The following is a 23,723-nucleotide window of genomic DNA, read 5'->3' on the forward strand; positions in this document are numbered from 1 at the left end:
GGCAGGTTTCGCCTGTCCCCGTTAAACCGTTGTAACCCTCAGCTCACCCGCTGATACCCGCCGACAACGCCCTTCTTCGACAATACCCACTGCCACAACTGGATATCCCGCGCGCGAAACGCCCCTGCACACGACAGCAGGTAATAGCGCCACATCCGGTAGAAACGCCGCCCGAAGGTTTCGGCGAAGTCCGGCCACGCCAATTCGAAGTTTTCGCACCAGGCCATCAGTGTCTTGTCGTAGTCGGCGCCAAAGTTGTGCAAATCCTCGGCAACAAACAACCCGTCCATGGCGTCGCCAATCTGCCCGATCGAGGGCAAATCCCCGTTGGGAAAGATGTATTTGTCGATCCACGGGTCCGGCGTGCTGTTGCGTTGGTTCTTGCCGATGGTGTGCAACAGGAACAGCCCGTCGTCCTTCAGGCAGCGATTGGCCACCTCCATATACGCCCGATGGTTCTTGCGCCCCACATGCTCAAACATGCCGACGCTGGCGATATGGTCGAATTGCTCGTCGATATCCCGATAGTCCTGCAGACGAAACTCGATCGGCAGATGTGCATACTTGGCGCGACCCCACTCCGCCTGCTCTTTGGAGATGGTCACACCCACGCACTCCACGCCATAGTGCTCGGCAGCATGGCTCATGAAACTGCCCCAGCCACAGCCGATATCCAGCACGCGCATGCCCGGCTTGAGACCGAGCTTTTTACAGATCAGGTCCAGCTTGGCGAACTGCGCTTGTTCCAGGGTGGTGGCATCTTTCCAGTAGCCACAGGTGTACGTCATGCGAGAGTCGAGCATGCGCGCGTAGAAGTCATTGCCGAGGTCGTAGTGCGCCTCGCCGACCTGCCAGGCGCGCTTCTTGTTTTGCAGGTTCAGCCAGCGGGAGCTGAACGCGTGAAACAACAAGGTGGCCGGGTTGGCCTGGTCGATCACCCCGGACCGCATGAGGCGGTAGAAAAACTCATCCAGCGCCTCGGCGTCCCAACCGCCATCCATGTAGTCCTCGCCAAGGCCAAGGTTGCCTTTGGCCAGGGCCAGGTCGAACGTAGCACTGTGGTGCAGTTGCATATCCGCAGCCGACGGCCCGTTTACCTCAATCTGCGCCTGCGCCAGCAACTCCTTAACGAAGCGCGCTCCCTGAGACATCTCATCAGAACCGGAAAAAGAATGACGCGTTTTGTTAAGCACAATTGCTCTCCAGAAATAGCGTTGCCTTTGATTCATACACTGCGAGAAATCTGGCCATGGAAGCGTCTGGCATGGCCCTCAAGGCATCACCGGGAACGCTGGCTGGGAACAGATGTAACAAATCTTATCCAGCCATTTTTTAAAGATATAATGAATTAATCTTATGAAAACCATGCGAAATTGGAATGCAAAATGGACATCAGGGCGCTTCGTTATTTCGTAGAAGTCGTGGACCAGCAGAGCTTTACCAAAGCCGCCGTGAAGCTGCACCTGACCCAGCCAACGGTCAGCAAAATGGTGCAGCAACTTGAAACGAGCCTTGGCTTGAGGCTGCTGGACCGCATGGGAAAACGTTTCACCCTGACGGACGCCGGTGAAATTGTGCTCAAGCGCGCCAAGGAAATGATCGCACTGCACGATGAGATGACCGTGGAGCTGCAAGACTTGCAGCAAGTCGAACGCGGCGCCCTGCGCATGGGACTGTCGCCCTCTACTCACCTCGCACTGGCACCGATCTTCGCGGAATATCACGCCCGCTACCCGAAGATCGAACTGAAACTGTTCGAAAGCGGCGGCAACGTCACCATTCAGGACCTGCGCCAAGGCACCCTGGAGTTCGGCACCATCCTCGACTCGCCGCGCGTGGCGGACATCTGGTCCGAATTCGAATCCATGCCCTTGTTCGAATCGCCACTGTGCCTGCTCGCACCCCATGATTCGCCCTGGCAGGGACGCAGCTCGGTAGAGCTGAGCGAACTGCAATCCTGCGAATTCATCTTTTACGATGACACCTTCACCCTGAACCAATTCGTACTCGATGCCTGTGCCCTGGCCGGTTTTGAGCCGCGTATCAGCGGCCGCAGCAGCCAATGGGACTTTATCGCCTCCCTGGTGCGCTTGGGCGTGGGCATCACCCTGCTGCCCCGGGCGTTCTGCGACACCCTTGATGCCAACCAATTCAGCATCGCGGAAATACAGTCGCCCGCGCTGAACTGGCGGCTGATGCTGGCGTGGCGGCGCCAGTGCAAGCTGTCGTTTGCGGCGCAGGCGTGGTTGACATTGGCGAAGGAGTTTTTGTGTGTGCCGCCGCCCAGCCAGTAACCCGATACGTTCTGTAAAACCTCACCGCTGCGTTGCGCCGGCGCTGGGCTACCCTTGAAAAACCGCAGGAAGCGGCCACTCATCTCAAGGAACGAGCATGTCCCTCGCCATCGTCCACAGCCGCGCCCAGATTGGCGTTGAAGCCCCCGCCGTCACTGTCGAGGTGCACATGGCCAACGGCTTGCCTTCGCTGACGCTGGTAGGCCTGCCGGAAACCGCCGTCAAGGAAAGCAAAGACCGCGTGCGCAGTGCCATTCTCAATTCTGCGCTGCAATACCCTTCCCGCCGCATCACCCTCAACCTCGCGCCCGCCGACTTGCCCAAGGACGGTGGGCGTTTTGATTTGGCGATTGCCCTGGGGATTCTCGCCGCCAGTGTGCAGGTACCGGCGCTGACCCTCGATAACGTGGAATGCCTGGGAGAGCTTGCACTGTCAGGCGAGGTGCGGGCGGTAAAAGGGGTATTGCCAGCAGCGCTGGCGGCGCGCAAGGCCGGGCGCACCTTGATAGTGCCTCGGGCCAATGCGGAAGAGGCGTGCCTGGCCTCGGGATTGAAGGTGATTGCGGTGGATCATCTGCTGCAAGTGGTGGCGCACCTGAACGGTCACGTGCCGATCGAACCCTTCGTTTCCAGTGGCCTGATGTACTTGAACAAACCCTATCCCGACCTCAGTGAAGTGCAGGGCCAACTGGCAGCCAAACGCGCACTGCTGATTGCCGCCGCGGGCGCCCACAACCTGTTGCTCAGCGGGCCACCGGGCACCGGCAAGACCTTGCTCGCCAGCCGTCTGCCGGGGCTGTTGCCGCCCTTGAGTGAACAGGAAGCGCTGGAGGTGGCGGCGATTCAATCAGTGGTCAGCCTGGCGCCGCTGAGCCATTGGCCGCACCGGCCGTTTCGCCAGCCGCACCACTCGGCGTCAGGCCCGGCGCTGGTAGGCGGCGGCTCGAAACCGCAGCCGGGGGAAATCACCCTCGCCCATCATGGTGTGTTGTTTCTCGACGAACTGCCGGAGTTTGATCGCAAGGTCCTGGAGGTGCTGCGTGAGCCGTTGGAGTCCGGGCATATTGTGATTGCCCGCGCCCGCGACCGGGTGAGTTTCCCGGCGCGTTTCCAGTTGGTGGCGGCGATGAATCCCTGCCCTTGCGGCTATGTGGGCGAGCCAAGTGGGCGCTGTCGCTGCACGCCGGAGCAGATCCAGCGCTATCGCAACAAGCTCTCGGGGCCGCTGCTGGACCGGATCGACCTGCACGTGACCGTCGCCCGGGAAAGCACTGCGCTGAACCCGGGCAAACAGTCAGGCGACGATACCGCCAGCGCATCCGCCCTCGTGGCCGAGGCCCGGGAGCGTCAGCAACGGCGCCAGGGCTGCGCCAATGCCTTTCTCGACCTGCCGGGGCTACGCCAGCACTGCAAGCTGGCGAAGGCCGATGAAGGCTGGCTGGAGAGTGCGTGCGAACGCCTGACACTGTCGCTGCGGGCGGCGCATCGTTTGCTCAAGGTCGCCCGCACCCTGGCCGACCTGGAACAGGTGGAAGCCATAGCCCGCCATCATCTGGCGGAAGCCTTGCAGTACCGCCCCGCTAGCGCGTCCTAGGTAAAGTCAGAAGCAACCCGGCCACTTCCATCACCTCCCCCATCGCCGCCTCAGCCGATTCAACGGAGGGTTTGAGCATCAAGTCATCGGCATACCCCATGGCCACGGCGAAGAGCTGCCGCGCCGCTCGTTTGGGCGACTCACAGTGGAACACTTTGGCCGCCACACCTTGCTCGATGATCTCCGCGAGCATCGCTTGCCATTGGGCGTTGATCGTCAGGTAAGCCTCGGCGAATGGCTCGTCATGCATGGCTTCGTCCCAGGCATCCAGCCACAACGCCCACCCGGCATCTGCCGTGGAGGGCAAGCAGTCACGCAGGAAACCTTCGAGTGCTTCCAGTGGAGGCAGCCCCTCCAGCGGCACCCGCACCTCGTCCAGTTGCTCGTTGGCAAACCGCACAAACGCTTCGCGGCGCAGTTCTTTCCAGTCGCTGAAGTAGTGATAGACGTGGCTGCGGGACAGCCCGGCGTGCTCCGCCAAGTCGCGGGTGGAAACATCGGCGAAGCCTTTGCTGCGAAACAGCTCCAGGGCGGCGGCGATGATCTGGTCTTTACGGTCGATACGCGACATGAGGCTTTTCCTTCAGGCACCGGCAGATCGACGGCGCTTGCTTTTTGAGCGATCGCTCAAGGATACTTGAGCAGTCGCTCAATACTAGCGTTTATCTCACCCTTGGTGCACCCCATGTCATCCGTAACACCGCAAATTCTGATCGAAGAAAGCAAAAAGATCGGACAACAATCCGCCAGCCAAACCCTCAAGGCGATCGCCAGGGCCTATCCCGGCAAGCTGTTCTGCACCTTGTCGCTGGTGGCCCTGGAAAACGCGTTGCTGCTGGCCTACCCGCTGTTTGCCGGGTTCGCGGTGGACTCAATTATCCGCGGCGACGCCGGCAGCGCGCTGTTCTACGCCGCCGTGGTACTGGCGTTCTGGGTGGTCGGGGCGGCGCGAAGGGCGCTGGATACACGCACCTTCACCCGTATCTACGCGGACCTGGCGGTGCCGGTGATTCTCAACCAGCGCCTGCAAAACCACAGCACCTCACGGGCAGCGGCGCGGGTGGTGTTGGCACGGGACTTTGTGGATTTTTTCGAAAAACACGTGCCAATCATCGCGACGGCGCTGGTGTCGATCGTCGGTGCGGCAGTGATGCTGCTGGTGATCGAGCCGTGGATCGGCCTGGCGTGCCTGACGGCGCTGGTGCTGTGCACGACCTTGTTGCCACGTTTCGCCCGGCGCAATCAGGAGCTGCATGAGCGCTTGAATGACCGCCTGGAAAAGGAAATCGGCCTGGTGGAAAAGGTCGGCGCGCTGACCTTGCGGCGGCACTACCAGGTGTTGTCACGCCTGCGGATCTGGCTGTCGGACCGCGAGGCTGCCGCGTTCCTGTTTATCGGTACGCTGGCGGCACTGCTGTTTGTGGTCGCCATCAGCCAGTTGGCGCTGTCGCCGGCGGTCAAGGCGGGCCACGTGTATGCGGTGATGACTTACCTGTGGACCTTTGTCAGCAGCCTGGATGAAGCGCCAGGGATGGTCGACCAACTGGCGCGACTCAAGGACATTGGCAAGCGTGTGGACCCGGGGCTGGGCGACCGATCCGACGTTTGAGGCGTCGAATCCTCCGTCATCGCGGGCAAGCCCGGCTCCCACATTGAACCGGTTTCTTCAATTGAACACGGTCAACAGTGGGAGCGGGCTTGCCCGAGATGAGGCCCGAACAGTCAATCAACGAAACCGGTCAACCTCATGCCGCAAGCCCGCCGCCAGGGTCTCCAGTTCCTTGGCGGTGATCGCCAGGTTCGACACCACTTCACGCTGCTCGCTGTTGGCCAGGGCAATGCTCTGCAAGTTGCTGCTCAGCAAGGTCGCGGTGCTGCTCTGCTCTTGGGTAGCGGTGGTAATCGCCGCAAACTGCTGGCCCGCCGAGCGGCTTTGCTCGTCGATCCGCGCCAGGGCCGAGGCCACGTCGGCATTGCGCGCCAGGCCTTCCTGCATCAGCACGTTGCCTTGTTCCATGGTGCTGATGGCGTTGCCGGTTTCCTGCTGGATGCTCTGAATCATCCCGGAAATTTCATCCGTGGCCTGACGAGTACGCGACGCGAGGTTGCGCACTTCATCCGCCACCACCGCAAACCCACGCCCTTGCTCACCGGCCCGCGCGGCTTCGATGGCGGCGTTGAGCGCCAACAGGTTGGTCTGTTCGGCAATGGCGGTGATCACCCCGACGATCCCGCCGATTTCCTGGGAGCGCTGGCCCAAGGTGTTGATCACAGTGGCCGTGCTATTGAGCGCGGTGGCGATGTGTTCCAGGGACGACGACGCTTTCTGCATCGAGGTGCGGCCGATCCTGGTTTGCTGGGCGTTGTCCTGGGCCAGGCGCTCGGTGTTGCCCATGTTGTCGGCGATGTTCAGCGAGGTGGCGCTGAACTCTTCTACCGCGCCGGCCATGCTGGTGATCTCGCCGGACTGTTGCTCCATGCCTTCGTACGCACCGCCGGACAACCCCGACAGCGCCTGGGCGCGGCTGTTTACGTCTTCAGCCGCCTTGCGAATGTGCGACACCATGGTCGACAGCGCTTCGCCCATCTGGTTGAAACTGCGGGCCAACTGGCCGATTTCGTCATGGCTGGAAACGTTCAAGCGCGCGCTCAAATCACCGGCGCCCAGGGCTTCTGCCTGACGTACCAGGTCGCCCAACGGTTGCAACTTGCTGCGCAACAGCCAGACCGCCGCGCCCACCGCCAGCAGCATCGCGAGCAAACTGCCGATCGCCAGGCGAATCCCCACCGACCAGGTCACCGCGCGAATTTCGGCTTTCGGCATGCTCGCCACCACCGACCACGGGCCGCCTTCAAACGGCACCGCGACGCTGTAGAAATCTTCGTTCTTATCGCTCCAGAAACGGCCTTTTCCAGGTTTGGCGGCCAGGTCGAGCATGACCGGAATCGACTGATCCAGCGCCTGCACGCCAGCGGGCGGTACCAGCCAATGCTTCTGTTCATCCAGCAGCGCCAGGGAACCGGTCTGGCCGATGCGGAAGCGCTTGAGGTTGTCGAACTGGGCGTTCTGCGCGTCGGTGTAGTCGAACCCGACAAACAGCACCGCAATCACTTTGCCGCTGGCATCACGCACCGGGCTGTACTGGGTCATGTAGGAGCGATCAAACAACACCGCGCGGCCGACATAGCCCTGCCCGCCGAGCAAGCGTTGATAGGCCGGGTGCTGATGATCCAGCGCCGTGCCAATGGCGCGGCTGCCGTCCTGCTTGGTCAGGGATGTGCTGACGCGGATAAAGTCCTCGCCGCTGCGTACGAATACGGTCGCCACGCCGCCGGACATCTGCTTGAACTCATCAACTTCAGCGAAATTGTTGTTGAGCACTTCCTCGCCCAGGTACAGGCCCGGCGTCTGCACGCCCGCCACAGTCACCGGCTGCTCCGGCCGCACACTCAAGCCAGCGCTGAAGCGCTTTTCAAACAGCCCGCTCAAACGCTGGGTACTTTCGCGCAAGGTGCTGTGGAAGGTATTGAGTTGGTCAGCCAGCAAGCGAGCCTCGCTGGCCAGATGCTCCTCGCGGGTGTCGAGGTTGGCGGAGTCCAGCGAACGCAAGGCGAACACCGTACTGCCGCTGATGACGACAGCCAGTATCACGGCGAGGGCGAGCCCCAGTTGAGAGGCGATCCGGGCGCGAGGTTGAGACATGAAGGCTCCTGGCCGAGGCCAGGATCATCCTGATCTCATAGCGCTGCTCGGCAAAATTCTAATAGGGGAAACGTTGTAGAACGGCAGTTCCAACAACCCTACTTCGGCGGGCAGGCTCAATACTTGAGCGAATCACAGGGGTATCACGCAAACGATTGCTCGCCGATGCGCAATCCGCTCAATCCAGTCGCTCTACCTCGGGCAATTCCATCGCCTGGACCTCGCTCTGGAGAAAGTCCGCCAGCCGGCGCAAACGCTCACCACCAGGCCGGGTTTTCGGCCACACCAGATAGTAATTTTCCCCACTGGCCACGGCGGTGGGCCATGGCAAGCTCAAGCGGCCCTGGGCCACGTCTTCAGCCACCATCAGCAAGTCGCCCATGGACACGCCATACCCCCGAGCGGCGGCAATCATGCCCAGCTCCAAGGTGTCGAACACCTGCCCGCCCTTGAGCGATACCTGGGATGACAGCCCCATGCGCTCCAGCCAGTAGCGCCAGTCACGCCGGTCCGGCGTCGGGTGCAGCAATTCGGCAGAGGCCAGCCGCATGACGTCCCAGGGCCCGTCGCTCAACAGATTCGGCGCGCCCACTGGAATCAGCAGTTCAGGAAACAGGTAGCAGGCTTCCCAGTCCGGCGGGAAATGGCCGTTACTCAGCAATACCGCGCAATCGAACGGTTCCTGGTTGAAGTCCACTTCATCGACGTTCATCCAGGCGCTGGTCAGTTGCACTTCATTGCCCGGCTGCAAATGCCGGAAGCGACTGAGCCGCGCCAGCAGCCAACGCATGGTCAGGGTGGACGGCGCCTTCATGCGCAGGATGTCGTCCTCTGCGTTCAACGTATGACAGGCGCGCTCCAGGGCCGCGAAGCCTTCGCGCACGCCTGGCAGCAACAGGCGCGCCGCCTCGGTGAGCTGCAACGTGCGGCCGCTGCGCTGGAACAGGCGGCAGGCGAAATGCTCTTCCAGGGTACGAATGTGCCGGCTCACCGCGCTTTGGGTGATCGACAACTCTTCCGCCGCCCGGGTGAACGAGTTGTAGCGGGACGCGGCTTCAAACGCGCGTAAGGCGTAAAGAGGAGGAAGACGACGAGACATGGCGAAAGCTCCGACGGCGCAATCTCGAAACCCTACCAGAATCATTCAGGCATGAGTTTTAATCATGCGTGCCATCGGATTTATCCCTTTGTGCAATGCGCTGTGAGCACCGAGAATCAACCCTTCCACCCTTCCCTGACTTTTTGAGCGTGATGATCATGCAGCATCCGGCACGTACCGAACTCTGGGCCATTCTGCGGCTGTCAGGGCCGCTGATTGCCTCACAGTTGGCCCACATGCTGATGGTGCTGACCGACACCCTGATGATGGCCCGCCTGAGCCCCGAGGCCCTGGCCGGCGGCGGCCTGGGTGCGGCGAGCTATTCGTTCGTGTCGATTTTCTGCATCGGCGTGATCGCCGCCGTGGGCACGCTGGTCGCGATCCGCCAGGGCGCGGGCGACATTGAAGGCGCCACCCGCCTGACCCAGGCCGGGCTGTGGCTGGCCTGGTTGATGGCACTGGTGGCCGGCTTGCTGCTGTGGAACCTCAAGCCGGTGTTGCTGATGTTCGGCCAGACCGAAACCAACGTCGCGTCCGCCGGCCAGTTCCTGACCATCCTGCCGTTCGCCCTGCCCGGCTACCTGACGTTCATGGCCCTGCGCGGCTTCACCAGCGCCATCGGCAAGGCCACGCCGGTGATGGTCATCAGCCTGGGCGGCACGGTGATCAACTACCTGCTCAACCACGCGTTGATCGAAGGCATGTTCGGCCTGCCGAAACTCGGGCTGGTGGGCATTGGCCTGGTCACGGCCATCGTCGCCAACTGCATGGCTTTGGCGTTGATCTGGTACATCAAATACAACCGCGCCTACGACGCCTATCCGCTGCGCAAGGGCCTGTTGCGGCCCAACCTGCATTACCTGCGGGAACTGTGGCGCCTGGGCCTGCCGATTGGTGGCACCTACGCGGTGGAAGTCGGGCTGTTTGCGTTCGCCGCGCTGTGCATGGGCACCATGGGCAGTACGCAATTGGCTGCGCACCAGATTGCCCTGCAGATTGTGTCGGTGGCGTTCATGGTTCCGGCGGGCATGTCCTACGCAATTACCATGCGCATCGGCCAGCATTACGGGGCCGGGAACCTGCTGGAAGCACGGCTGGCCGGCCGGGTGGGCATCGGCTTTGGCGCGCTGGTGATGCTGGGCTTTGCAGCGGTGCTGTGGTTGTTCTCGCATCAGTTGATCAGCTTGTTCCTCGACCAGCATGACCCGGCGTTTCGCGACGTGATCAACCTCGCCGTGAGCCTGCTGGCCGTGGCCGCTTGGTTTGAGCTGTTCGACGGCGTGCAGACCATTGCCATGGGCTGCATTCGCGGGCTCAAGGATGCCAAGACCACGTTTCTGGTCGGGCTGGGTTGCTACTGGCTGATCGGCGCACCGGCTGCGTGGTTGATGGCGTTCAATCTCGGCTGGGGGCCGACTGGCGTGTGGTGGGGCCTGGCTCTGGGCCTGGCGTGCGCGGCAATCAGCCTGACCTGGGCGTTTGAACGGAAGATGAAGCGGATGATTCGCCAGGAGCCTGAAACCCAACGCGGATTTCAAGGCGCGCAGCCTGAGTAACGATTGTGCTCGGTCAACTGTGGGAGCGGGCTTGCTCGCGAATGCGGTGGGTCAGCCATGAATGGGTTGGCTGAAATACCGCATTCGCGAGCAAGCCCGCTCCCACATTTTTGATCGGGTTCACACCATTAGATCACGCCGCCCACCAATTCCTGGCTGTTACCAAACGTCAGGTAGTCCACCAGTTCCGCCAGCGGCAAAGGCTTGCTGATCAGGTAACCCTGAGCCTGATCGCAGCCGAACAACCGCAACAACGCCAGCTGCTCTGCGGTTTCCACGCCCTCGGCTACCACTTCCAGATTCAGGTTGTGGGCCAGGTTGATCATCGCGTGCACCAGCTTGCGGTTCTCTTCGCGCTCTTCCATGCCGCCGACGAAGCTTTTGTCGATCTTCAGCAAGGCAATCGGCAGGCTGTTGAGGTGCACGAACGACGAGAAGCCGGTGCCAAAGTCATCCAGGGAAAAGCGCACGCCCAGGCGGCCAAGGGCGTCCATGGTCTGCTTGACCAGGTCGCTGCGGCGCATCACGGCGGTTTCCGTCAGTTCAAATTCCAGCCACTGAGCTTCCACGCCACGCTCGGCAATCAGCCGGCTGAGGGTGCTGAGCAATTGGCTGTCCTGGAACTGGCGGAACGACAGGTTGACCGCCATGTGCAACGGCGCAATCCCGCGTTCGCGCAGGTCCTGCATGTCGCGCAGCGCCCGGGAAATCACCCAGTAGCCCAACGGCACGATCAAGCCGCTCTGCTCGGCCAGGGGCACGAACTCGCTCGGCGGCAACAAACCGCGCTCGCCGTGGCGCCAGCGCACCAGCGCTTCGAGGCCGACGATATGCCCGTCGTCGAGGTCCAGGCGGGGTTGGTAATGCAGTTCCAGCTCGTCACGGCGCAACGCCCGGCGCAGTTCGCTTTCAAGGTCGGCGAGGCTGCGGGCATTGCGGTTGATGCGCTCGTTGAAGATATGAAAAGTACAGCCCTGGGTGCTCTTGGCTTGCTGCATGGCGATATGGGCGTGCCACATCAGCGGGTCGGCGCCGGCCCTGGCACGGGCATGTGCCACGCCGAGGCTGCAGCCGATCAGCAGGCTTTCGCCATCGACCCAATACGGTTCGGCCATGGCTTCGATGATGCGCTCGGCCATCCATTCGGCGCGCTGGGGCGCACGGCGGGTATCGATCAGCAGGGCGAACTCATCGCTGCCCAGGCGTGCCAGTTGATCACCGGCCTCCAGCTGGCTCTTGAGCCGCGAGACCACTTGCAGGATCAGCCGGTCGCCGGCCTGGTGGCCGAGGGCGTCGTTGGCATGACGGAAGTTGTCCAGGTCGAGGTGACCGAGGGCGACGCCACGGCCTTCGTTTTCCGCCAGGCGGGCGGTCAACAGGGTCTGGAAGCCCTGGCGGTTGGCGATGCCGGTCAGCGGGTCTTGCTCGGCCAAGCGTTGCAGGGTGTTTTCCAGCACTCCGCGCTCGCGCACATGCCGCAGGCACCGGCGCAATGTATCGACATCCAGTGCATTCAGGATCAGCCAGTCGCTGACGCCGAGGGGCGAAACCAGAGGTTCCTCTTCCAACAGCAATACCGTTGGCAGGCTGCAACGACCGGGGCCGGGCTGAAGGCTGGCCGTGGTCAACAACACCGCACTGTGATCGTCGTCGAACAGATTGCTCACAGACTCCCAGTTTGGCGCGCTGATCAGCACAGCTCCGTCGCCCATCGGCGCCAGGCACTCGCGCAATAACGCTGCCCACGCTGGCTCATCGGCCAGTAGCAGCAAACGCAAGGGTTCGACAGGCGTAGACAAGCTAGCTCCCTAGACTCTGCAAAATTTCGTTGGCGGCGGGCATTATGACGTGCGACCTGACAATGACCAATGATATGGGTTATCAAATACACACTGAGCGGCGCTAGACCGAACAATAGTCCTAAATGCCCTGCACATCCTGCGGCAAAGTAACAAAACCGGCAAATTTAGATCGAGTGGTACGTCACACTGTCGTTCAGAGGCAGCAGAATCTTGCCAGCCTGTTAAAATGCCCGCCCTTTTGATCAATGACTCCCTGAATTCTGTATGTCCCGACTCAATCCCCGGCAGCAAGAAGCCGTGAACTACGTCGGCGGCCCTCTATTGGTGCTCGCCGGTGCCGGTTCCGGCAAGACCAGCGTGATCACCCGCAAGATCGCGCACCTGATCCAGAGCTGCGGCATCCGCGCCCAGTACATCGTCGCCATGACCTTTACCAACAAGGCGGCGCGGGAAATGAAAGAGCGCGTCGGCACCCTGCTCAAGGGTGGCGAAGGCCGTGGCCTCACGGTGTGTACCTTCCACAACCTGGGGCTGAACATCATCCGCAAGGAGCATGTGCGGTTGGGCTACAAGCCGGGCTTCTCGATCTTTGACGAGACTGACGTCAAGGCGCTGATGACCGACATCATGCAAAAGGAATACGCGGGCGACGACGGCGTCGACGAGATCAAGAACATGATCGGCTCGTGGAAAAACGACCTGATCCTGCCCGCCGAAGCCCTGGAAAACGCGCGCAACCCCAAGGAACAGACCGCCGCCATCGTCTACACCCACTACCAGCGCACGCTCAAGGCGTTCAACGCGGTGGACTTCGACGACCTGATCCTGCTGCCGGTGAAGCTGTTCCAGGAACACGCCGACATCCTCGAAAAGTGGCAGAACAAAGTCCGCTACCTGCTGGTGGACGAATACCAGGACACCAACGCCAGCCAATACCTGCTGGTGAAGCTGCTGATCGGCAAGCGCAACCAGTTCACCGTGGTGGGCGACGACGACCAGTCGATCTACGCCTGGCGCGGCGCCCGCCCGGAAAACCTGATGCTGCTCAAGGACGACTACCCGTCCCTGAAAGTGGTGATGCTGGAGCAGAACTACCGCTCCACCAGCCGCATCCTGCGTTGCGCCAACGTGCTGATCTCCAACAACCCCCACGAGTTTGAAAAACAACTGTGGAGCGAGATGGGCCACGGCGACGAGATCCGCGTGATCCGCTGCCGCAACGAAGACGCCGAAGCCGAGCGCGTGGCCGTCGAACTGCTCACCCTGCACCTGCGTACCGACCGGCCCTACAGCGATTTCGCGATCCTGTACCGCGGCAACTACCAGGCCAAGCTGATCGAGCTGAAGCTGCAGCACCACCAGATTCCTTATCGTCTGTCGGGCGGCAACAGCTTTTTCGGACGCCAGGAAGTAAAAGACCTGATGGCCTACTTCCGGCTGATCGTGAACCCGGACGACGACAACGCCTTCCTGCGGGTGATCAACGTCCCACGTCGGGAAATCGGTTCGACCACCCTGGAAAAGCTCGGCAACTACGCCACCGAACGCAAGATCTCGATGTACGCCGCCACCGACGAAATCGGCCTGGGCGAGCACCTCGACACCCGCTTCACCGACCGCCTGGCGCGCTTCAAGCGCTTCATGGACAAGGTGCGCGAGCAGTGCGCCGGCGAAGACCCGATCAGCGCCCTGCGCAGCATGGTCATGGACATCGACTACGAGAACTGGCTGCGCACCAACAGCTCCAGCGACAAGGCCGCCGATTACCGCATGGGCAACGTGTGGTTCCTGATCGAGGCGTTGAAAAACACCCTCGAAAAGGACGAAGAAGGCGAGATGACCGTCGAGGACGCCATCGGCAAGCTGGTCCTGCGGGACATGCTTGAACGCCAGCAGGAAGAGGAAGACGGCGCCGAAGGCGTGCAGATGATGACCTTGCATGCGTCCAAGGGCCTGGAATTCCCCTACGTGTTCATCATGGGCATGGAAGAGGAAATCCTCCCGCACCGCTCCAGCATCGAAGCCGACACCATCGAAGAAGAACGGCGCCTGGCCTACGTGGGCATTACCCGCGCGCGTCAGACCCTGGCCTTCACCTTTGCCGCCAAGCGCAAGCAGTACGGCGAGATCATCGATTGTGCCCCCAGCCGGTTCCTCGACGAACTGCCGCCGGATGACCTGGCGTGGGAAGGCAACGACGACACACCAACCGAAGTCAAAGCCGTTCGCGGCAATACCGCCCTGGCGGATATACGCGCGATGTTAAAGCGCTAGAATCGACTACTTTTTAATCTACTTTCGGCGCGTGTTGCGCCAACAGAGGAAGCTTTCGTGGAAGCACTGCACAAGAAAATTCGCGAAGAAGGCATCGTGCTTTCCGATCAGGTACTCAAGGTCGACGCCTTTCTGAACCACCAGATCGACCCAGCGCTGATGAAACTGATCGGCGACGAGTTCGCTGCGTTGTTCAAGGATTCGGGCATCACCAAGATCGTCACCATCGAAGCCTCGGGCATTGCACCGGCGATCATGACCGGCCTGAACCTCGGCGTACCGGTGATTTTCGCGCGCAAGCAACAGTCCCTGACCCTGACCGAAAACCTGCTGTCGGCGACGGTGTATTCCTTCACCAAGAAAACCGAAAGCACCGTGGCGATTTCCCCGCGCCACCTGACCAGCAGCGACCGCGTGCTGATCATCGATGACTTCCTGGCCAACGGTAAGGCGTCCCAAGCGCTGATTTCGATCATCAAACAGGCCGGCGCGACCGTTGCAGGTTTGGGGATTGTGATCGAGAAGTCGTTCCAGGGTGGCCGTGCAGAGCTGGATGCCCAGGGTTATCGGGTTGAATCGCTGGCGCGGGTGCAGTCGTTGGCGGGTGGCGTCGTAACCTTCATCGAGTAATCGGTGCGGGCACGTTTAAAAATGTGGGAGCGGGCTTGCTCGCGAATGCGGTGGATCAGTCGACCTATCCAGTGACTGACACATCGCATTCGCGAGCAAGCCCGCCTCCCACATTTGATCTCCTGTGTTTTCTAGTGTGCGGTGGCTTGTAGGCCCGCTAGCAACAGGCGCTGGTACAGGTCCTCTTTCAACCCCTCCGGCTTATCCAACCCCATCCGCACCAAATGCTCGGGAAACGCCTCCGGCTCCGGTGCATCCAGCGCCGCCTTGCCCAGTTCCAGAATTTCCGTCAGCTTGAATTTGCTCATGAGCCAGTTCAACGCCCGCAGCAAATCCCGCTCTTCATCGGTGAAATCACAGCCCAACGGATACTCCGGGAACAACCTCGGATGCCGAGCTTGAATCGCCTGCAGACGCTCCGGCGTGTTGTCGGCAAACCGCGGATCCAGCTGGAAATCCTTCGGCAACTTCCCGGCCTTCTGCGCCTGTTCGATCAAGTCTTCCTGGAACCGTGAGTCGGTGATATTCAGCAGCGCCTCGATTACCTTGGCATCGGTCTGCCCACGTAAATCCGCGATCCCGTATTCGGTGATGACGATGTCCCGCAGGTGCCGGGGAATCGTGCAGTGGCCGTATTCCCAAACAATATTGGAACTGACCTCGCCCCCCGATTCGCGCCAGCTGCGCAGGATCAGGATCGAGCGCGCGCCTTCCAGCGCATGGCCCTGGGCGACAAAGTTGTATTGCCCGCCGACGCCGCTGAGCACCCGGCCGTCTTCCAACTGGTCGGCCACGCCCGCGCCCAGCAGGGTCACGGTAAACGCGCTGTTGATAAACCGCGCATCCAGGCGCTGTAAACGCTTGAGTTCTTCCCGCCCGTACAGCTCGTTGATGTAGCTGATGCGGGTCATGTTGAATTCCAGGCGCTTGCTCTGGGGCAAATCCCGCAGGCGCTCGTAGAAACTCTGCGGGCCGAGGAAGAAGCCGCCGTGCACCGAGATCCCATCGGTCTGCGCGGCTTCGTCCAGGGTGCCGGCGTTGGCCCGCTCCTGAGTCGCCACGTCCGGGTACACCTTGCGCCGCACAATCCCGGCGTCGGCCAGCACCAGCAGGCCGTTGACGAACATTTCGCTGCAACCGTACAGGCCACGGGCGAAGGGTGCGACGCCGCCTTCATGGCTGATCAGCGGCGCCCATTGGTACACATCCAGGTCGGTGAGCAACAGGCGATACGCCTCGTTGTCCGCCTGACGCGCCAGCAAGGCGGCGGTCAGTGCGTCGCCCATGGAGCCGATGCCGATCTGCAAGGTGCCACCGTCGCGCACCAGGGTGCTGGCGTGCAAACCGATAAAGTGATCCTGAAAACCTACGGGCATGTTCGGCGTGGAGAACAGCGTGGTGCTGTCCTTCTCGTCGATCAGGAAGTCGAATTCGTCCATGCCCAGTTCGGCGTCGCCGGGCATGTAGGGCAAATCACTGTGAACCTGGCCCACCACCAGAATGGTCTCACCGGCCTCGCGGCGCTTGGTGATCATCGGCAACAGGTCGAGGGTGATGTCGGGGTTGCAGCTCAGGCTCAGGCGGTCCGGGTGTTCGGCGCTGCTGGCCACCAGCTGCGCAACGAGGTTCAGGCCGGCGGCGTTGATATCACGGGCGGCATGACTGTAGTTGCTGCTGACGTAATCCTGCTGGGCCGAGGCGCTGTGCAACAAACTGCCGGGCTGCATGAAGAACTGCTGCACGTGAATGTTGGCTGGCAGGTTGTCCTTGTGCAGGGCGGCAAGGAAATCCAGTTCGGGATAGTCGCCGAAAACCCGTTCGATAAAAGGTTCGAGGAAGCGCTTCTGCAAGCCATCGCCCAAGGTGGGGCGACCCAGGACCAGGGCGGTGTAAATGGTCAGCGCCCGATCCGGCAGCTTGGCGATACGCCGGTACAGCGCGTTGACGAACAGGTTGGGTTTGCCCAGGCCCAGGGGCATACCCATGTGAATATGCGCCGGCAGCCGTGCCAGTACGTCGTCGACCGCTTGCTCGATTGAACACAACTGCACCATCCGACTTCTCCCGAACATTCCATGAATTGGGGTTGGACCGAGCTTGCCGGGTCTTTGCTGCAAAGAACAGCCTAAAAAGGCAAATCGCGGGCACAAAAAAGCCGCTGGTCAGCGGCTTTTTTGGCGAAGATCGGTTTATTTAAGACCCGACATCTTCTCGATTGCACCTTTAAGCTCATCATCCGAGCAGTCGGCACAGGTGCCTTTTGGCGGCATGGCGTTCAGGCCGGTGATGGCCTTGGCCAGCAGGCCGTCGAGGCCCCCCTGGTGGTCCGCGCGGTCTTTCCAGGCCGCAGTGTCGCCAATTTTCGGAGCGCCCAACAGGCCGGTACCGTGGCAAGCGTTGCAGTGCTTGGCGATTACGTCATCCGGCGATTTCGCGCCACCGCCGCCGCCCGCAGCCACTGCCACTTCCATCCCCTTGCACTCTTGCCCCTGGACGCACACCTGGCCGACAGGCTCCAGGCGTTTGGCAATTTCATCATTGGTCGCAGCTTGAGCGCTGACAGCCCATAGGGCCAGTACGGTTGCTGGTGCAGCCAGCATTTTCATAATTAGGTTCACGCGTTCACCCTCAATGGTGGCTATTCACGCCTGCGGCCACGGTTTCGCAGGCGGCGAAAGTATAACGGTTAGCCCGCCCCGCCGAAACAACCCTATTAACCAAAGGGAGATTCAGCAGGGCGGAATGCTGCTACGGGCGTCTCTGCGACATAGGCAGGACGCCTCTTTTCTTAAAAGTTCGCGGGTGTGGCTGCGCTGATTAGTCGCGCCGGCACTTCGAACGGATTGCGAAAACGGTGCGGCTTGGTGCTTTCAAAGTAGTAGCTATCGCCGGCTTCGAGCACAAAAGTTTCAAGACCGACTACCAGCTCCAGGCGGCCTTCCACCAGAATCCCGGTTTCCTCGCCCTCATGGGTGAGCATCTCTTCGCCGGTATCGGCACCTGGCGGGTAGATCTCGTTGAGGAACGCAATCGCCCGGCTCGGGTGCGCGCGGCCCACCAGTTTCATGGTGACGGCGCCGTCGGAGATATCGATCAGCTCATTGGCTTTATAGACGATCTGGGTCGGTTTTTCCTGGAGGATCTCCTCGGAAAAGAACTCCACCATCGACATGGGAATGCCGCCCAGCACCTTGCGCAAGGAGCTGATGGAGGGGCTGACACTGTTTTTTTCGATCATCGAAATGGTGCTGTTGGTGACGCCCGCGCGCTTGGCTAGCTCACGCTGGGAAAGACCTTTCAGTTTACGGATGGATTGCAGTCGTTCGCCGACGTCCAATGCAGGAGCCTCCTAGGATTCAGGCGTTGTTGTAATTGAGCGTTATCATGGCGACAGCGTTCAGTATTTACAACACTTTGGCCTAAATCCCGGAATCTGCCATTCGTGGGTGCCGCTCAAGCGCCGGAATAGAGCCGTGGCACCCGGCGTAGGTTGCAGAAGATCTGGTAGGGAATGGTGTCGGCAGAGGTGGCAACGTCACTGGCGAGGATGTTTTTGCCCCACAACTCGACGGTAGAACCGAGCCCGGCCTGAGGTACGTCGGTCAGGTCGATACACAGCATGTCCATCGACACACGGCCCAGCAACTGACTGCGCTGGCCGGCCACCAGCACCGGGGTGCCGGTGGGCGCGTGGCGCGGGTAGCCGTCGGCATAACCCATGGCAACCACGCCGATGCGCATCGGTTTCGGGGTGATGAACTTGGCGCCGTAGCCCACCGGCTCGCCGGCTGGCAGTTCACGTACGCAGATGACTTTCGATTCGAGGGTCATCACCGGCTGCAAGCGTGCGGCGATGGCCTGGTCTTCGCCAAACGGCGTGGCGCCGTAAAGCATGATGCCCGGGCGTACCCAGTCACTGGAAACGTTCGGCCAGCCCAGCACCGACGGCGAATTGCGCAGGCTGACCTGGGCCGACAGGCCCTGGCGCGCCGCTTCAAACACCGCGACCTGCTCTTCGCTGCTGGTACTGTCCAGCTCATCGGCACGGGCGAAGTGGCTCATCAGCACGATCTTCGCGACTTTGCCGCTGGCCAGCAGGCGCTGGTAAGCGTCGTGATAATCCTTGGGGTGCAAGCCGACACGGTGCATGCCCGAATCAAGCTTGAGCCACACGGTCAGCGGCTTGCTGAGCTGCGCCTGTTCAATTGCATCCAGCTGCCACAGCGAATGCACCACGCACCAGAAATCATGCTCGATGATCAGCGGCAGCTCGTCGGCTTCGAAAAAACCTTCCAGCAACAGCACCGGCCCGCGAATCCCGGCGGCCCGCAGTTCCAGCGCTTCCTCGATGCAGGCCACGGCAAACCCGTCCGCCTCGGCTTCCAGCGCCTGGGCAACGCGCACGGCACCATGGCCGTAGGCATCGGCCTTGATCACGGCGAGGGCCTTGGCCCCACCCGTGACTTCACGGGCCAGTTGATAATTGTGGCGCAGGGCTTGGAGGTCGATCAGGGCACGGGCAGGACGCATGGCGGCAGGCTTCTAGGCGGCAGTGAGAAGAAAAAACCGGCACCCACTGACTGCGCGGGCACCGGGAGAGGAGTTTTGCTTAAGGCAGAGCGGCCACAACCGACAGCTCCACCAGGATTTCCGGTTCGCAGAGTTTCGCTTCAACCGTGGCACGGGCCGGCGCGACGCCTTTTGGCAGCCACTTGTCCCATACCGCGTTCATTCCGGCGAAATCGGCGTCGATGTCTTTCAGGTAGATGGTCACCGACAGCAGCTTGGTCTTGTCGGTACCGGCCAGGTCCAGCAAACGCTCGATGTTGACGAGTGTTTCGCGGGTCTGCTGTTCAATCCCGGCACTCATGTCGTCGCCGACCTGCCCTGCCAGATACACGGTACCGCTGTGAACAACGATCTGGCTCATGCGCTCATTGGTGAGCTGGCGCTGGATTGACATGTTTTGCGGACTCCTGGTGGTTGCCATAACGGGAAATATCGAGGCCTTCGGCACTGATTTGCGGAGTCTTCTTCGCCATCAAATCGGCCAGCAAACGACCAGAGCCACAAGCCATGGTCCAACCGAGGGTGCCGTGACCGGTGTTCAGGAACAGGTTTTTGAACGGGGTAGCACCGACAATCGGCGTGCCGTCTGGCGTGGTCGGGCGCAGGCCGGTCCAGAAACTGGCCTGGCTCAAATCACCGCCCTGAGGATAAAGGTCGTTGACGATCATCTCCAGGGTTTCCCGCCGGCGTGGGTTCAGCGACAGGTCAAAACCGGCTATCTCAGCCATGCCACCGACGCGAATGCGGTTGTCGAAACGGGTAATCGCGACCTTGTAGGTCTCGTCGAGAATGGTCGAAGTCGGGGCCATCGCCGCGTTGGTGATCGGCACGGTCATCGAGTAACCCTTGAGCGGGTACACCGGCGCCTTGATCCCCAGTGGCTTGAGCAGCTTCGGCGAGTAGCTGCCGAGGGCCAGCACGTAGCGGTCGGCGGTTTCCAGCTTGCCGTCGATCCACACGCCGTTGATCCGGTCACCGGCGTAGTCCAGGCGCTGGATATCTTGCTCGAAGCGGAATTCGACACCCAGTTGCTTGCACATGTCGGCAAGGCGGGTGGTAAACATCTGGCAGTCGCCGGTCTGGTCGTTCGGCAGGCGCAGGGCACCGGCGAGGATATCCGTAACGCTGGCCAGGGCCGGCTCGACGCGGGCAATGCCGGCGCGGTCCAGCAGCTCGTAAGGCACACCAGACTCTTTCAACACGGCGATGTCCTTGGCGGCACCATCCAGTTGGGCCTGGGTGCGGAACAGCTGAGTAGTCCCCAGGGTGCGGCCTTCGTAGGCAATGCCGGTCTCGGCGCGCAGTTCGTCGATGCAGTCGCGGCTGTATTCGGACAGGCGCACCATGCGTTCCTTGTTCACCGCATAGCGGCTGGCGGTGCAGTTGCGCAGCATCTGCGCCATCCACAGGTACTGATCGATATCGGCGGTGGCCTTGATCGCCAGGGGTGCGTGGCGCTCCAGCAGCCATTTGATGGCCTTGAGCGGCACACCCGGCGCAGCCCATGGCGAGGCATAGCCCGGCGAGATCTGCCCGGCGTTGGCGAAACTGGTCTCCATGGCCACAGCCGGCTGACGGTCGACCACGACCACTTCAAAACCAGCTCGTGCCAAATAGTAGGCACTGGCCACGCCAATGACACCGCTACCCAAGACCAGAACGCGCATTTTTATTCCCTCATCACGGCTTGACCGCTGACGTTTGTTGTTCAGCACAAAGATGTGGGCAGTATAAAAAGCAATCACCAGTGCATTTCACTATATAACTGCCTATATTTGGCGACAATTCTCGGCAAAAACCCTTTTCACGGAGGAGCATCCCCTATGCGGACCAACACTCAGACCAAGCGGGAGCTGGACAAGATCGACCGCAACATCCTGCGCATCCTGCAGGCCGACGGGCGAATTTCGTTTACTGAGCTGGGGGAAAAGGTCGGGCTGTCGACCACGCCGTGCACCGAGCGGGTCCGGCGCCTGGAGCGCGAAGGGATCATCATGGGTTACAACGCCCGGCTCAATCCGCAGCATTTGAAGGGCAGCCTGCTGGTGTTTGTCGAGATCAGCCTCGACTACAAGTCCGGCGACACCTTTGAAGAATTCCGGCGCGCCGTGCTGAAACTGCCTCACGTGCTGGAGTGCCACCTGGTGTCAGGGGACTTCGACTACCTGGTGAAGGCGCGCATCTCGGAGATGGCGTCGTACCGCAAATTGCTCGGCGATATCCTGCTCAAGCTGCCCCACGTAAGGGAGTCCAAGAGCTATATCGTGATGGAAGAGGTGAAAGAGAGCCTGAACCTGCCGATCCCGGATTAAGACAGCACCACAGGCCAATGTGGGAGCGGGCTTGCTCGCGAAGGCGGCATGCCAGCCAACCCTGTATCCACTGATCCACCGCATTCGCGAGCAAGCCCGCTCCCACACTAGTTGATCGGGGACATCCGCTAGACCAATACCTGACGCGTCGACGCCATGTACGCGTGAATCTGCTTTTCCACCCGTGGGTGGATCAGCTCCACCGGGCGGCGGTCGTTGGGGCATGGCAAGGTCGGCGTGGTGCCGAACAGCCGGCAAATCAGAGGGCGTTCGTCGTATACGGTGCAGCCATTGGGGCCCAGGTGCACGCAGTTGAGTTCGTCCATCGCCGCTTCCTGCTCGGCAGCGGTCTTGCGCGGCAGGCGCGACATTTCCTCGGGGGACGTGGTTACCGGCCCACAGCAGTCGTGGCAACCCGGGACGCACTCGAACGAGGGAATCTGCCGGCGCAGCGCGTTGACTTTCTGACTGTTGCAACTCATCGACATAGGGACCGAACGGCGAATAGGCGTGGATTCTGCCCTAAAAGCCCCCGGTGAGACAGCTTCGCCCGACCGCTGTATCCTGCGTCAAATTTTCCAAACAGGGATGCTCCCCATGACCGCCAGCGCCCGGCACGCCAATTCCTACTACGCCGCCAGCAGTTTCCCGCAGCCTGATTATCCAGTGCTGACAGGTGAAGTGGTGGCCGATGTGTGCGTGGTGGGCGGCGGTTTTTCGGGGCTTAACACTGCCCTGGAACTGGCCGAGCGTGGTTTCAGCGTGGTCCTGCTGGAAGCCCGCAAGATCGCCTGGGGCGCCAGCGGGCGCAATGGCGGGCAGTTGATTCGTGGTGTCGGCCATGGACTGGACCAGTTCACCAACGTCATCGGCGCCGAGGGCGTGCGCCAGATGAAACTGATGGGCCTGGAGGCAGTAGAGATCGTGCGCCAGCGGGTCGAACGTTCGCGGATCGCCTGCGACCTGACCTGGGGCTACTGCGACCTGGCCAACAAACCCCGCGACCTGGAACACCTGGCCGCCGACGCCGAAGAGCTGCAAGGCCTTGGCTATCGCCATGAAGTGCGCCTGCTGCAAGCCAGCGAGATGCGCAGTGTGATCGGCTCCAACCGCTATGTAGGCGGCATGATCGACATGGGCTCCGGCCACCTGCACCCGCTGAACCTGGCCCTCGGCGAGGCAGCCGCTGCACAGCAGTTGGGCGTCCAGTTGTTCGAGCATTCCGAGGCGGTGCGGATCGATTACGGCCCGGAGGTTAACGTTCACACCGCTCAGGGCAACGTGCGCGCCAAGACCCTGGTGCTGGGCTGCAATGCTTATTTGAACGGCCTCAACCCGCACCTGAGCGGCAAGGTGCTGCCCGCCGGCAGCTACATCATCGCCACCGAGCCGTTGAGCGAAGCCCAGGCGGCCGAGTTGCTACCGCAAAACATGGCGGTTTGTGACCAGCGGGTGACGGTGGACTACTTCCGGCTGTCCGCCGACCGACGCTTGCTGTTCGGGGGTGCCTGTCATTATTCAGGACGCGACCCACAGGACATCGGCGCCTACATGCGGCCAAAGATGCTCCAGGTGTTCCCGCAGTTGGCCAACGTAAAAATCGACTACCAATGGGGCGGCATGATTGGCATCGGCGCCAACCGCCTGCCGCAGATTGGCCGGCTGGCCGACCAACCCAACGTGTATTTCGCCCAGGCCTATGCCGGCCATGGCCTCAATGCCACCCACCTGGCGGGCAAACTGCTGGGCGAAGCCATCAGCGGCCAGCAAAGCGGGCGTTTTGATCTATTTGCCAAGGTGCCGCACATCACTTTCCCGGGCGGCAAGCATTTGCGCTCGCCGCTGCTGGCGCTGGGAATGCTCTGGCACCGGTTGAAAGAACTAGTCTGA

The 23,723-nt window shown here is 61.4% G+C and carries 20 protein-coding genes; 8 read left to right on the top strand and 12 right to left on the bottom strand.

Features of this window, described 5'->3' with window-relative positions:
- Positions 1–38: 38 nt before the first annotated feature.
- Positions 39–1,151, bottom strand: a complete 1,113-nt coding sequence (gene cfa / locus NVB75_RS19045) for a cyclopropane fatty acyl phospholipid synthase (protein WP_093203756.1) — start codon at positions 1,149–1,151, stop codon at positions 39–41.
- Between the two features lie 234 nt (positions 1,152–1,385).
- Between cfa and NVB75_RS19050 the strand changes: the two genes are divergently transcribed.
- Together NVB75_RS19050 and NVB75_RS19055 are read left to right on the top strand one after the other, a co-directional pair.
- Complete coding sequence (locus NVB75_RS19050; protein WP_258342800.1) at positions 1,386–2,294, top strand: LysR family transcriptional regulator; 909 nt, start codon at positions 1,386–1,388, stop codon at positions 2,292–2,294.
- A gap of 97 nt (positions 2,295–2,391) precedes the next feature.
- Positions 2,392–3,888, top strand: a complete 1,497-nt coding sequence (locus NVB75_RS19055) for a YifB family Mg chelatase-like AAA ATPase (protein ID WP_093203748.1) — start codon at positions 2,392–2,394, stop codon at positions 3,886–3,888.
- Here the strand turns inward: NVB75_RS19055 and NVB75_RS19060 are convergent.
- Complete coding sequence (locus NVB75_RS19060) at positions 3,875–4,459, bottom strand: TetR/AcrR family transcriptional regulator (RefSeq protein WP_258342801.1); 585 nt, start codon at positions 4,457–4,459, stop codon at positions 3,875–3,877. The two genes, NVB75_RS19055 and NVB75_RS19060, sit on opposite strands and share 14 nt — an antisense overlap.
- A gap of 114 nt (positions 4,460–4,573) precedes the next feature.
- Between NVB75_RS19060 and NVB75_RS19065 the strand changes: the two genes are divergently transcribed.
- Entirely contained in the window at positions 4,574–5,497 is a 924-nt protein-coding gene (locus NVB75_RS19065; protein ID WP_258342802.1) for an ABC transporter six-transmembrane domain-containing protein, read from the top strand.
- Between the two features lie 117 nt (positions 5,498–5,614).
- Here NVB75_RS19065 and NVB75_RS19070 read toward each other — a convergent pair whose 3' ends face one another.
- Both NVB75_RS19070 and NVB75_RS19075 read right to left on the bottom strand, forming a co-directional pair.
- Positions 5,615–7,591 carry a methyl-accepting chemotaxis protein gene (locus NVB75_RS19070; RefSeq protein ID WP_258342803.1) on the bottom strand — a complete coding sequence of 659 codons (1,977 nt, stop codon included), beginning with the start codon at positions 7,589–7,591 and terminating at the stop codon, positions 5,615–5,617.
- A 178-nt stretch (positions 7,592–7,769) separates the two neighbouring features.
- Positions 7,770–8,690, bottom strand: a complete 921-nt coding sequence (locus NVB75_RS19075; protein WP_258342804.1) for a LysR substrate-binding domain-containing protein — start codon at positions 8,688–8,690, stop codon at positions 7,770–7,772.
- Between the two features lie 152 nt (positions 8,691–8,842).
- On the opposite strand from NVB75_RS19075, the gene NVB75_RS19080 reads away from it, so the two are divergent.
- The gene (locus tag NVB75_RS19080; RefSeq protein WP_258342805.1) at positions 8,843–10,246 is read left to right on the top strand and encodes a NorM family multidrug efflux MATE transporter; all 1,404 of its coding nucleotides are present in this window, start codon (positions 8,843–8,845) and stop codon (positions 10,244–10,246) included.
- Positions 10,247–10,374: 128 nt separating this feature from the next.
- On the opposite strand, the gene NVB75_RS19085 is transcribed toward NVB75_RS19080, so the two are convergent.
- Positions 10,375–12,045 carry a bifunctional diguanylate cyclase/phosphodiesterase gene (locus NVB75_RS19085; RefSeq protein WP_226476790.1) on the bottom strand — a complete coding sequence of 557 codons (1,671 nt, stop codon included), beginning with the start codon at positions 12,043–12,045 and terminating at the stop codon, positions 10,375–10,377.
- A 267-nt stretch (positions 12,046–12,312) separates the two neighbouring features.
- On the opposite strand from NVB75_RS19085, the gene rep reads away from it, so the two are divergent.
- Both rep and NVB75_RS19095 read left to right on the top strand, forming a co-directional pair.
- The gene (gene rep, locus NVB75_RS19090; RefSeq protein WP_017476688.1) at positions 12,313–14,322 is read left to right on the top strand and encodes a DNA helicase Rep; all 2,010 of its coding nucleotides are present in this window, start codon (positions 12,313–12,315) and stop codon (positions 14,320–14,322) included.
- 57 nt (positions 14,323–14,379) lie between these two features.
- A complete protein-coding gene (locus NVB75_RS19095) occupies positions 14,380–14,952 on the top strand; it encodes a xanthine phosphoribosyltransferase (protein WP_008439415.1) in 573 nt (190 codons plus the stop codon).
- 131 nt (positions 14,953–15,083) lie between these two features.
- On the opposite strand, the gene NVB75_RS19100 is transcribed toward NVB75_RS19095, so the two are convergent.
- The 6 genes from NVB75_RS19100 to dadA all read right to left on the bottom strand — a co-directional run bounded on the left by NVB75_RS19100 (position 15,084) and on the right by dadA (position 21,188).
- Positions 15,084–17,006, bottom strand: coding sequence for an acetyl-CoA hydrolase/transferase C-terminal domain-containing protein (locus tag NVB75_RS19100; protein WP_258342811.1), 1,923 nt, complete (start codon positions 17,004–17,006; stop codon positions 15,084–15,086).
- 135 nt (positions 17,007–17,141) lie between these two features.
- Positions 17,142–17,558, bottom strand: coding sequence for a cytochrome c5 family protein (locus NVB75_RS19105; protein ID WP_076013140.1), 417 nt, complete (start codon positions 17,556–17,558; stop codon positions 17,142–17,144).
- Positions 17,559–17,740: 182 nt separating this feature from the next.
- Complete coding sequence (locus NVB75_RS19110) at positions 17,741–18,289, bottom strand: cupin domain-containing protein (protein ID WP_003208755.1); 549 nt, start codon at positions 18,287–18,289, stop codon at positions 17,741–17,743.
- A gap of 116 nt (positions 18,290–18,405) precedes the next feature.
- On the bottom strand, positions 18,406–19,482 hold the full coding sequence (gene alr, locus NVB75_RS19115) for an alanine racemase (protein WP_258342812.1): 1,077 nt from the start codon (positions 19,480–19,482) through the stop codon (positions 18,406–18,408).
- Positions 19,483–19,561: 79 nt separating this feature from the next.
- The gene (locus tag NVB75_RS19120) at positions 19,562–19,915 is read right to left on the bottom strand and encodes a RidA family protein (RefSeq protein WP_003208752.1); all 354 of its coding nucleotides are present in this window, start codon (positions 19,913–19,915) and stop codon (positions 19,562–19,564) included.
- Complete coding sequence (gene dadA, locus NVB75_RS19125; RefSeq protein ID WP_063033857.1) at positions 19,887–21,188, bottom strand: D-amino acid dehydrogenase; 1,302 nt, start codon at positions 21,186–21,188, stop codon at positions 19,887–19,889. Before dadA ends, NVB75_RS19120 begins: the two co-directional genes overlap by 29 nt.
- A 156-nt stretch (positions 21,189–21,344) precedes the next feature.
- Here dadA and NVB75_RS19130 point away from each other — a divergent pair, with 156 nt between their 5' ends.
- Positions 21,345–21,833 (top strand): Lrp/AsnC ligand binding domain-containing protein, encoded by a 489-nt coding sequence (locus NVB75_RS19130; RefSeq protein WP_003206849.1) that lies wholly within the window; start codon positions 21,345–21,347, stop codon positions 21,831–21,833.
- Positions 21,834–21,961: 128 nt separating this feature from the next.
- Here NVB75_RS19130 and NVB75_RS19135 read toward each other — a convergent pair whose 3' ends face one another.
- Entirely contained in the window at positions 21,962–22,315 is a 354-nt protein-coding gene (locus tag NVB75_RS19135; protein WP_003208747.1) for a YkgJ family cysteine cluster protein, read from the bottom strand.
- Between the two features lie 115 nt (positions 22,316–22,430).
- On the opposite strand from NVB75_RS19135, the gene NVB75_RS19140 reads away from it, so the two are divergent.
- Positions 22,431–23,723 (top strand): FAD-binding oxidoreductase, encoded by a 1,293-nt coding sequence (locus NVB75_RS19140; protein WP_258342814.1) that lies wholly within the window; start codon positions 22,431–22,433, stop codon positions 23,721–23,723.

Source organism: Pseudomonas sp. CBS (genome assembly GCF_024734645.1).
Classification (GTDB): domain Bacteria; phylum Pseudomonadota; class Gammaproteobacteria; order Pseudomonadales; family Pseudomonadaceae; genus Aquipseudomonas.